General features: G+C 69.9%; 9 protein-coding genes. 7 read left to right on the forward strand and 2 right to left on the reverse strand.

Translation table 11 applies throughout. The features are described from left to right. Positions 1-148: 148 nt before the first annotated feature. Positions 149-2,689 carry a RelA/SpoT family protein gene (locus tag ACH5AC_RS18885; RefSeq protein WP_398863015.1) on the forward strand — a complete coding sequence of 847 codons (2,541 nt, stop codon included), beginning with the start codon at positions 149-151 and terminating at the stop codon, positions 2,687-2,689. Between the two features lie 68 nt (positions 2,690-2,757). Here ACH5AC_RS18885 and ACH5AC_RS18890 read toward each other — a convergent pair whose 3' ends face one another. Then, complete coding sequence (locus tag ACH5AC_RS18890; RefSeq protein WP_398863016.1) at positions 2,758-3,987, reverse strand: DUF349 domain-containing protein; 1,230 nt, start codon at positions 3,985-3,987, stop codon at positions 2,758-2,760. A 142-nt stretch (positions 3,988-4,129) separates the two neighbouring features. Next, complete coding sequence (locus ACH5AC_RS18895; protein WP_398863017.1) at positions 4,130-4,951, reverse strand: peptidylprolyl isomerase; 822 nt, start codon at positions 4,949-4,951, stop codon at positions 4,130-4,132. A gap of 128 nt (positions 4,952-5,079) precedes the next feature. Between ACH5AC_RS18895 and ACH5AC_RS18900 the strand changes: the two genes are divergently transcribed. The 6 genes from ACH5AC_RS18900 (at position 5,080) to ACH5AC_RS18925 (ending at position 10,924) form a co-directional block, all read left to right on the forward strand. Further along, a complete protein-coding gene (locus tag ACH5AC_RS18900; protein WP_398863018.1) occupies positions 5,080-5,802 on the forward strand; it encodes an MBL fold metallo-hydrolase in 723 nt (240 codons plus the stop codon). A 13-nt stretch (positions 5,803-5,815) separates the two neighbouring features. Further along, positions 5,816-7,078 carry a histidine--tRNA ligase gene (hisS, locus tag ACH5AC_RS18905; protein ID WP_398863019.1) on the forward strand — a complete coding sequence of 421 codons (1,263 nt, stop codon included), beginning with the start codon at positions 5,816-5,818 and terminating at the stop codon, positions 7,076-7,078. Positions 7,079-7,300: 222 nt separating this feature from the next. Beyond that, positions 7,301-7,960, forward strand: coding sequence for a vitamin K epoxide reductase family protein (locus ACH5AC_RS18910; RefSeq protein ID WP_398863020.1), 660 nt, complete (start codon positions 7,301-7,303; stop codon positions 7,958-7,960). A gap of 66 nt (positions 7,961-8,026) precedes the next feature. Continuing rightward, positions 8,027-9,382, forward strand: coding sequence for a replication-associated recombination protein A (locus ACH5AC_RS18915; protein WP_398863021.1), 1,356 nt, complete (start codon positions 8,027-8,029; stop codon positions 9,380-9,382). 291 nt (positions 9,383-9,673) lie between these two features. Then, positions 9,674-10,288, forward strand: coding sequence for a 30S ribosomal protein S4 (gene rpsD / locus ACH5AC_RS18920; RefSeq protein ID WP_398863023.1), 615 nt, complete (start codon positions 9,674-9,676; stop codon positions 10,286-10,288). Between the two features lie 189 nt (positions 10,289-10,477). After that, positions 10,478-10,924, forward strand: coding sequence for a DUF948 domain-containing protein (locus ACH5AC_RS18925; RefSeq protein WP_398863024.1), 447 nt, complete (start codon positions 10,478-10,480; stop codon positions 10,922-10,924). Position 10,925 lies beyond the last annotated feature (1 nt).

The following is a 10,925-nucleotide window of genomic DNA, read 5'->3' on the forward strand; positions in this document are numbered from 1 at the left end:
GGGCCCGGAGGAATCCGGCGCCCGCCCCTTGCGTTTCTCCGGTACAAGGCCCTCACAACGGCCTGAAGGCGATCCTGGGGCGCAGGATCGCTACGATGGGTGCTCCGGAGCCTGACCGGGGGACCCGGATCGCGCACGAGGAGTCCTCTTGCCAGACGAGGCCCAGCACCTGACCGCCGCCAAGCCCGAGTCCGCCTCGGCCCCCGCGGCGAAGCCCGCGTCACACGCGCAGAACGACACCCGCGGGCCGGTCGAGCACGGCCGCACCGCGCCCGTCGACAAGCCGGCCGAGCACCCGCGCCCCAAGCCGGCCCCGCCCGAGCGCCCTGCCGGCCCGTCCACCGGCACCTCCGCCGGTCGCCCCGCCGCCGCGCAGCCGCCCGCCCGCACCGGCTCCTCCAACCGCGTGCGCGCCCGCCTCGCCCGCCTCGGCGTCCAGCGCGCGAACCCCTACAACCCGGTCCTGGAACCGCTGCTGCGGATAGTCCGCAGCAACGACCCCAAGATCGAGACCGCGACCCTCCGCCAGATCGAGAAGGCATACCAGGTCGCCGAGCGCTGGCACCGCGGCCAGAAGCGTAAGAGCGGCGACCCGTACATCACGCACCCCCTCGCGGTCACCACCATCCTCGCCGAGCTGGGCATGGACCCGGCCACCCTGATGGCCGGCCTGCTGCACGACACCGTCGAGGACACCGAGTACGGCCTCGACGACCTGCGCCGCGACTTCGGCGACGTCGTCGCCCTCCTCGTCGACGGCGTCACCAAGCTGGACAAGGTCAAGTTCGGCGAGGCCGCGCAGGCCGAGACCGTGCGCAAGATGGTCGTCGCCATGGCCAAGGACCCGCGTGTCCTGGTCATCAAGCTCGCCGACCGCCTGCACAACATGCGCACCATGCGCTACCTCAAGCGCGAGAAGCAGGAGAAGAAGGCGCGCGAGACCCTGGAGATCTACGCGCCGCTCGCCCACCGCCTCGGCATGAACACCATCAAGTGGGAACTGGAGGACCTCGCCTTCGCGATCCTCTACCCCAAGATGTACGACGAGATCGTACGGCTGGTGGCCGAACGGGCACCGAAGCGTGACGAGTACCTGGCCATAGTGACCGACGAGGTCCAGTCCGACCTGCGCGCCGCCCGCATCAAGGCCACCGTCACCGGCCGCCCCAAGCACTACTACAGCGTCTACCAGAAGATGATCGTCCGCGGCCGTGACTTCGCGGAGATCTACGACCTGGTGGGCATCCGCGTCCTGGTGGACACCGTCCGCGACTGCTACGCGGCGCTCGGCACGGTCCACGCCCGCTGGAACCCGGTTCCGGGGCGGTTCAAGGACTACATCGCGATGCCCAAGTTCAACATGTACCAGTCGCTGCACACGACGGTCATCGGGCCCAACGGCAAGCCGGTCGAGCTGCAGATCCGCACCTTCGACATGCACCGCCGCGCCGAGTACGGCATCGCCGCGCACTGGAAGTACAAGCAGGAGGCCGTGGCCGGCGCCTCCAAGGTCCGTACCGACGCGCCCAAGTCCTCCGGCAAAGACAAGGACGCCATCAACGACATGGCGTGGCTCCGGCAGCTCCTGGACTGGCAGAAGGAGACCGAGGACCCCAGCGAGTTCCTGGAGTCGCTGCGCTTCGACCTCTCCCGCAACGAGGTCTTCGTCTTCACCCCCAAGGGCGACGTCATAGCGCTGCCCGCCGGTGCCACCCCGGTCGACTTCGCGTACGCCGTCCACACCGAGGTCGGCCACCGCACCATAGGAGCGCGGGTCAACGGCAGACTCGTACCGCTGGAATCCACGCTGGACAACGGCGACCTGGTCGAGGTCTTCACCTCCAAGGCGGCCGGCGCAGGCCCGTCCCGCGACTGGCTGGGCTTCGTCAAGTCGCCGCGCGCCCGCAACAAGATCCGGGCCTGGTTCTCCAAGGAGCGCCGCGACGAGGCCATCGAGCAGGGCAAGGACGCCATCGCGCGCGCGATGCGCAAGCAGAACCTGCCGATCCAGCGCATCCTCACCGGCGACTCCCTGGTCACCCTGGCGCACGAGATGCGCTACCCGGACATCTCCTCGCTGTACGCGGCGATCGGCGAGGGCCATGTCGCCGCGCAGAACGTCGTGCAGAAGCTGGTGCAGGCCCTCGGCGGCGAGGAGGCCGCGACCGAGGAGATCGACGAGGCGGTCCCGCCGTCCCGCACCCGTGGCCGCAAGCGGCGCAGCAGCAACGACCCCGGTGTGGTCGTCAAGGGCGTCGACGACGTCTGGGTGAAACTGGCCCGCTGCTGCACGCCCGTCCCCGGCGATCCGATCATCGGTTTCGTCACGCGCGGTAGTGGCGTATCGGTTCACCGCAGCGACTGCGTCAACGTGGAGTCACTGTCCCGTGAACCCGAGCGCATCCTCGACGTCGAGTGGGCACCGACCCAGTCCTCGGTCTTCCTCGTCGCCATCCAGGTCGAGGCCCTGGACCGCTCCCGCCTCCTCTCGGACGTCACCCGCGTCCTGTCCGACCAGCACGTCAACATCCTGTCCGCGGCCGTCCAGACCTCCCGCGACCGGGTGGCCACCTCCCGCTTCACCTTCGAGATGGGCGACCCCAAGCACCTCGGACACGTCCTGAAGGCCGTACGGGGCGTGGAGGGCGTCTACGACGTGTACCGCGTGACATCGGCCCGCAGGCCGTAACCCGCCCGAACAGGCGGAAGCCCCCGTACCCGAGGTACGGGGGCTTCCGCCTGTTCGGGGTGGCGGGGTCAGCCGCCGAACTCCTGCAGACCCTTCAGCGCCTGGTCCAGCAGGGCCTGGCGGCCCTCCAGCTCCCGCTCCAGCTTCTCGGCCCGGGACGTGTTGCCCTGGGCACGAGCCTGCTCGATCTGGCCCTTCAGCTTGTCCACGGCGGCCTGCAGCTGACCGGTCAGACCCTCGGCCCGCGCGCGTGCCTCAGGGTTCGTACGACGCCACTCGGCCTCCTCGGCCTCCTGGATCGCCCGCTCCACGGCGTGCATCCGGCCCTCGACCTTCGGCCGGGCGTCCCGCGGGACATGGCCGATGGCCTCCCAGCGCTCGTTGATCTGCCGGAACGCGGCCCGCGCCGCCTTCAGATCGCCGACCGGCAGGAGCTTCTCGGCCTCCTCGGCCAGCTCCTCCTTCAGCTTCAGGTTCTCCGCCTGCTCCGCGTCCCGCTCTGCGAACACCGAGCTGCGCGCCGCGAAGAAGACGTCCTGGGCGCCGCGGAAGCGGTTCCACAGGTCGTCCTCGTGTTCGCGCTGGGCACGGCCGGCGGCCTTCCACTCCGCCATCAGCTCGCGGTAGCGCGCGGCCGTCGGCCCCCAGTCCGTCGAACCCGACAGCGCCTCGGCCTCGGCGACCAGCCGCTCCTTGGTCCGGCGGGCCTCCTCCCGCTGCGCGTCCAGCTGCGCGAAGTGCGCCTTGCGGCGCTTGGAGAACGCCGAGCGCGCGTGCGAGAAGCGGTGCCACAGCTCGTCGTCCGACTTGCGGTCCAGCCGCGGCAGCCCCTTCCAGGTGTCCACCAGGGCGCGCAACCGCTCACCGGCCGCCCGCCACTGGTCGGACTGTGCCAGCTGCTCCGCCTCGGTGACCAGGTCCTCCTTGGCCCGGCGGGCCTCGTCGGACTGCTTGGCCCGCTGCGCCTTGCGCTCCTCACGCCGCGCCTCGACGGTCTGCACCAGCTTGTCCAGCCGGGCCCGCAGCGCGTCCAGATCGCCGACCGCGTGATGGGCGTCCACCTGCTCCCGCAGATGGTCGATGGCCGTCTGGGCGTCCTTCGCCGACAGGTCGGTCGTCTGCACACGCTTCTCGAGGAGGCCGATCTCGACAACCAGGCCCTCGTACTTGCGCTCGAAGTAGGACAGCGCCTCCTCAGGGGAGCCGGCCTGCCAGGAACCGACGACCTGCTCGCCGTCGGCCGTACGCACGTACACGGTCCCCGTCTCGTCGACGCGGCCCCACGGGTCGCTGCTCACAGCGCCTCCTCCACATGATGCCTGCGGAGGGCCTCAGCACCCCCGGGCATCGTCCACAGTTTCGTCACGGCCAACATAGGCGACCGGCAGGCCGCCTGTCCGCATCCAGCGCGACCGAAATTCCGCTTGGCCGCCCTGGTCATCAGGACTTCGTGACCGTCGCCTTGTCGATCACGACCGTCGCGTTCGGGGCGCCGTCACCGGCTCCCGTGTTCTCCCCCGCGGCGGCGATCTTCTTCAGGACCTCCATGCCCTCGGCGGACACCGTACCGAACGGTGTGTAGCTGGGCGGCAGCGGACTGTCCTCGTAGACCAGGAAGAACTGGCTGCCTCCGCTGTTCGCCTGCCCCGTGTTGGCCATGGCTACCGTGCCCGCCGGGTACATGTCGTCCTTCAGGCTCGCGTCCTTCAGGTTCTCGTCCGGGATGGTGTAGCCGGGACCGCCGGTGCCCATGCCCGTCGGGTCGCCGCACTGCAGCACGTAGATGCCGTTGGTGGTGAGGCGGTGGCACTTCGTGTGGTCGAAGTAGCCCTTTCCGGCCAGGAAGTCGAACGAGTTGACCGTGCGCGGGGCCGCCGAGGTCTTCAGGGCGACGTCTATCTCGCCGCACGTCGTGGCCAGCTTCATCGTGTACTTGGCCGACTTGTCGATCGACATCGCCGGCTCCTTCTCCCACGTCTGCGTCTTGACCTCGCCGGCCGCCGGCTTCTCGCAGGGGTCCTCGACCGGGGTGGGGCTGGGAGTGGCGTCCGCCGTCGCGCTCGCGTTGGCCTTGTCGTCCTTGTCCTCCTTGAGGACTCCGGTCGTGTACAGCGCGAGGCTGCCCACCAGGACCACGCCCAGCACCGACGCGATGACCGAGTTGCGGACCTTCGCCTTCCGCCGCGCCTCGGTACGCCGCTGCTGCTGCCGCAAGAACTTCTCCCGGGCGAGCTGCCGCCGCCGCTGTTCCTGGGTGACCACCGGGTTGTCTCCTCATACGTCCGTCTGTGTTGCCCCGTACCGTATATGGGTTCGCTGAGGAATCGGCAGCGCCGGTAGGCTCGGACGGAAGTCGTAGCCACCCGTATCGATACAAACGAAGGACGATCGTGCTCATTGCCGGGTTCCCCGCCGGGGCCTGGGGGACGAACTGCTACCTCGTCGCCCCCGCCGCCGGTGAGGAGTGCGTGATCATCGACCCGGGCCATCAGGCCGCCCCAGGAGTCGAGGAAGCGCTGAAGAAGCATCGGCTCAAGCCCGTCGCCGTCGTCCTCACCCACGGCCACCTCGACCATGTGGCCTCGGTCGTCCCCGTGTGCGGCGCGCACGACGTACCGGCCTGGATCCACCCCGACGACCGCTACATGATGAGCGACCCCGAGAAGGCGCTCGGCCGGTCCATCGGCATGCCGCTGATGGGCGAGCTGACCGTGGGGGAGCCGGACGACGTCCGTGAGCTGACCGACGGCACGAAGCTGGAACTGGCCGGTCTGGAGCTGACCGTCGCGCACGCGCCGGGCCATACCAAGGGGTCGGTGACCTTCCGGCTTCCCGAGACCACCGACATCCCGTCGGTGTTCTTCTCCGGGGACCTGCTGTTCGCCGGCTCCATCGGACGCACCGACCTGCCGGGCGGCTCCATGGAGGACATGCTCCAGTCGCTGGCCCGCGTGTGCCTGCCGCTCGACGACTCCACCGTGGTGCTGTCCGGCCACGGCCCCCAGACGACCATCGGCCAGGAGCGCGCCACCAACCCGTATCTGCGGCAGGTGGCGGCAGACCGCCAGGGGCACAGCGCGGATCCCGCCGCCGCTCCCCGACGAGGAATGTGACGAGAGACCTTCCGTGAGCACCTTTCAGGCCCCCAAGGGCACGTACGACCTGATCCCGCCGGACTCCGCGGCCTACCTCGCGGTCCGCGAGGCGATCGCCGCGCCGCTGCGCGCCTCCGGCTACGGCTACATCGAGACACCCGGCTTCGAGAACGTGGAGCTGTTCGCGCGCGGTGTCGGTGAGTCCACCGACATCGTCACCAAGGAGATGTACGCCTTCGAGACCAAGGGCGGCGACAAGCTGGCGCTGCGCCCCGAGGGCACGGCGTCCGTGCTGCGCGCCGCGCTGGAGGCCAACCTCCACAAGACCGGCAACCTGCCCGTCAAGCTCTGGTACTCCGGCTCGTACTACCGCTACGAGCGTCCCCAGAAGGGCCGCTACCGCCACTTCTCCCAGGTCGGTGCCGAGGCCATCGGCGCGGAGGACCCGGCGCTGGACGCCGAGCTGATCATCCTGGCCGACCAGGCGTACCGCTCGCTGGGCCTGCGCAACTTCCGCATCCTGCTCAACAGCCTGGGCGACAAGGAGTGCCGCCCGGTGTACCGGGCCGCCCTCCAGGACTTCCTGCGCGGCCTCGACATCGACGAGGACACGCGCCGCCGCATCGAGATCAACCCGCTGCGGGTGCTCGACGACAAGCGGGAGTCCGTCCAGAAGCAGCTGACCGGCGCCCCGCTGCTGCGCGACTACCTGTGCGACGCCTGCAAGGCGTACCACGAGGAGGTCCGTGAGCTGATCGGCGCGGCGGGCGTCGCCTTCGAGGACGATCCGAAGCTGGTCCGCGGCCTCGACTACTACACCCGTACGACCTTCGAGTTCGTCCACGACGGCCTGGGCTCCCAGTCCGCGGTCGGCGGCGGCGGCCGCTACGACGGCCTGTCCGAGATGATCGGCGGCCCCGCGCTGCCGTCGGTCGGCTGGGCCCTCGGCGTGGACCGCACGGTCCTCGCGCTGGAGGCGGAGGGCGTGCGGCTCGACATCCCCTCCACCACGGCCGTCTACGCGGTCCCGCTCGGCGGGGAGGCCCGCCGCCTGCTGTTCGCCAAGGTCACCGAACTGCGCAAGGTGGGCGTCGCGGCGGACTTCGCGTACGGCGGCAAGGGCCTCAAGGGCGCCATGAAGAACGCCAACCGCAGCGGGGCCCGCTACGCGATCGTCGCCGGCGAGCGGGACCTCGCCGAGGGCGTCGTCCAGCTCAAGGACCTGGAGTCCGGCGAGCAGACGGCGGTCGGTGTGAACGAGATCGTCGCGGAGCTGGAGTCCCGGCTGGGCTGAGGCAGCGGGGTGGCAGGGGATCAACCCTGCCGCCCCCCGTTCTCCGCCCGTCAACTCCGTGTGCCCCGATTCGTCCGGCCAGACGATTCCCAGACACCGGGCGGCGGAGAGACGATCGTGGTGCCTCCTTATGTCCAGCGAACGGTGGACACATGGGTGGGTGCGGCACAATGGCCCCTGCCCGAAGAAGGTCCCACTCCCCGAGCAGACGGAATCGGCCTGATGAGCAAGACGACAGTGAAAGACGTCTCCACGGTGTCCGAACCGGAGGGCGCCGAAGTGGCCGCGCCGCGGACGGCGGGGGCCGGCCGCGCCTTCGCGCTTCTTCTGGTGATCACCGGCGCGGCCGGTCTGCTCGCCGCGTGGGTCATCACGATCGACAAGTTCAAGCTGCTCGAGGCCAAGGTCGAGGGGAAGACGTTCGTCCCGGGCTGCAGCCTGAACCCCGTCGTCTCCTGCGGCAGCGTCATGGAGTCCCAGCAGGCGTCCGTCTTCGGGTTCCCCAACCCGATGCTCGGCCTGGTGGCCTACGGCATCGTCGTCTGCGTCGGCATGAGCCTGCTGGCCCGCGCCCGCTTCCCGCGCTGGTACTGGCTCACCTTCAACGCCGGCACCCTCTTCGGCGTCAGCTTCTGCGCCTGGCTGACCTTCCAGTCGCTGTACCGGATCAACGCCCTGTGCCTGTGGTGCTCCCTGGCCTGGGTCGCGACGATCATCATGTTCTGGTATGTGACCTCGTTCAACATCAGGAACGGCTTCCTGCCCGCGCCGAACTGGCTGAAGAACTTCTTCGGCGAGTTCACCTGGGTGCTGCCGGTGCTGCACATCGGCATCATCGGCATGCTGGTCCTGACCCGCTGGTGGGACTTCTGGACCAGCTGACAGCCCCGCTCCGGACCGGCCGACGGCCCCGGAGGGATTGTCGGTGCGGTGATTTAGGGTTTCAGCGTGGAGCCCGATCTGTTCACCGCCGCAGCCGAAGAACGCCAGGAGAAGGACCCGACGACCAGTCCCCTGGCGGTCCGCATGCGCCCGCGCACGCTCGACGAGGTCGTGGGCCAGCAACACCTGCTGAAGCCGGGCTCCCCCCTGCGCCGCCTGGTCGGCGAGGGCGCCAAGGGCCCGGCCGGACCGTCCTCGGTGATCCTCTGGGGCCCGCCCGGCACCGGCAAGACGACCCTGGCGTACGTCGTCTCCAAGGCCACCAACAAACGCTTCGTCGAACTGTCCGCGATCACCGCCGGCGTCAAGGAGGTCCGCGCGGTCATCGACGGCGCCCGCCGCGCCAGCGGAGGCTTCGGCAAGGAGACCGTCCTCTTCCTCGACGAGATCCACCGCTTCAGCAAGGCCCAGCAGGACTCCCTCCTCCCGGCCGTCGAGAACCGCTGGGTGACCCTGATCGCGGCCACCACCGAGAACCCTTACTTCTCGGTGATCTCCCCCCTGCTGTCCCGCTCCCTGCTGCTCACCCTCGAACCCCTCACCGACGACGACGTCCGCGGCCTGCTCCGCCGAGCCCTGGCCGACGAGCGCGGCCTCAAGGACGCCGTCGCCCTCCCCGAGGACACCGAGAGCCATCTGCTGCGCATCGCCGGCGGCGACGCCCGCCGCGCGCTCACCGCCCTGGAGGCAGCCGCCGGGGCAGCTCTCGACAAGGGCGAGACCGAGATCGCCCTCGAGACCCTGGAGCAGACCGTCGACCGCGCGGCCGTGAAGTACGACCGCGACGGCGACCAGCACTACGACGTCGCCAGCGCCCTGATCAAGTCCATCCGGGGATCGGACGTCGACGCCGCGCTGCACTATCTGGCCCGCATGATCGAGGCCGGCGAGGACCCCCGCTTCATCGCCCGCCGGCTGATGATCTCCGCCAGCGAGGACATCGGGCTGGCCGACCCGAACGCCCTGCCGATCGCGGTCGCCGCCGCCCAGGCCGTCGCCATGATCGGCTTCCCCGAGGCCGCGCTCACCCTCAGCCACGCCACCATCGCCCTGGCCCTGGCCCCCAAGTCCAACTCCGCCACCACCGCCATCGGCGCCGCCCTGGACGACGTACGCAAGGGACTGGCCGGAGCAGTCCCGCCGCATCTGCGCGACGGGCACTACAAGGGCGCGGCCAAGCTGGGCCACGCGCAGGGTTACGTGTATCCGCACGACCTGGCCGAGGGCATCGCCGAGCAGCAGTACGCCCCGGACGCCCTGAAGGACCGCGAGTACTACACCCCGACCCGGCACGGAGCCGAGGCGCGGTACGCGGACGCCGTGGAGTGGACCAGGAAGCACCTCGGTCGCAGACGGTCCTGAGCAGCCTGTAGACTGCTCCGAAGTGCTGAGTTCCGCGCAGTCAGAGCGGGACAGTCAGCCGGAACCCCCAGGGGGTTCCAGGAGCGTCGCGCACCGTCGATGGTGTCGCGGGCAGCCCACCACCACCCGGAGCCCCGGGAGAGGTCGGTGGGCCACTCGCGTGCTGCACATATGTGCCCAGACCAGGGGAGCGGCTGCCCGGCAGGTCCGGCCACGGACCCGGCGGGATTCCCCGGCTGCGGATGCGACCTCCCACCACTTCTGACAAGCCGAACTAGGAAAAGAGAAACAGTGGCGAACCAGTCCCGCCCCAAGGTCAAGAAGTCGCGTGCCCTCGGCATCGCGCTGACCCCGAAGGCCGTCAAGTACTTCGAGGCCCGCCCCTACCCGCCGGGTGAGCACGGCCGTGGCCGCAAGCAGAACTCGGACTACAAGGTCCGTCTGCTGGAGAAGCAGCGTCTGCGCGCGCAGTACGACATCTCCGAGCGCCAGCTGGTCCGCGCCTACGAGCGCGCGTCCAAGGTTCAGGGCAAGACCGGTGAGGCCCTGATCGTGGAGCTCGAGCGCCGTCTCGACGCCCTGGTCCTGCGTTCGGGCATCGCCCGCACCATCTACCAGGCCCGTCAGATGGTCGTGCACGGCCACATCGAGGTCAACGGCCAGAAGGTCGACAAGCCGTCGTTCCGCGTCAAGCCGGACGACGTCGTCATGGTCCGCGAGCGCAGCCGCGAGAAGACCCTCTTCTCGATCGCCCGCGAGGGTGGCTTCGCCCCCGACGGTGAGACCCCCCGCTACCTCCAGGTGAACCTCAAGGCCCTGGCGTTCCGCCTGGACCGCGAGCCGAACCGCAAGGAGATCCCGGTGATCTGCGACGAGCAGCTCGTCGTCGAGTACTACGCCCGTTGATCCTTCAGCGGTCGTAGGACTCTCCGCGCCGGAGCCCGTCGTCTCGTCCCGCCCTTCCGGGCGGGCGCAGCGGCGGGCTTTCGCGTGCCGCCGCGCACCGCCCGCAATCCGGTACGGAGCGCCGGCCACGGCGCGATAGGCTCAGAGAGTTGGAGTGATGACGCAGCGGTAGCGGGAAGCGGGTGCGCAGTGTCCGGTGGAGAGGTGGCCGGAATCCTGGTGGCCGTCTTCTGGGCGATCCTGGTCTCCTTCCTCGCGGTGGCACTCGTGAGGCTGGCCCAGACGCTCAGGGCGACGACCAAGCTGGTCGCGGACGTGACGGATCAGGCCGTCCCGCTGCTCGCCGACGCCTCCTCGGCGGTACGCTCCGCGCAGACCCAGATCGACCGGGTCGACGCGATCGCCTCGGACGTCCAGGAGGTCACGTCGAACGCCTCCGCGCTCTCGACCACCGTCGCCTCCACCTTCGGTGGCCCGCTCGTCAAGGTCGCCGCCTTCGGCTACGGCGTGCGCCGGGCCCTCGGCGGCCGCAAGGACGACGTGCCCGACAAGGGGCCCCGGCGTACGGTGATCGTGGGCCGTACCGTCCCGGCCGCGCGGCGGGCCAAGCGCAACGCCCGCGGAAAGAAGGACTGAG

It is taken from the genome of Streptomyces sp. NPDC018693 (genome assembly GCF_044391385.1).
Classification (GTDB): domain Bacteria; phylum Actinomycetota; class Actinomycetes; order Streptomycetales; family Streptomycetaceae; genus Streptomyces.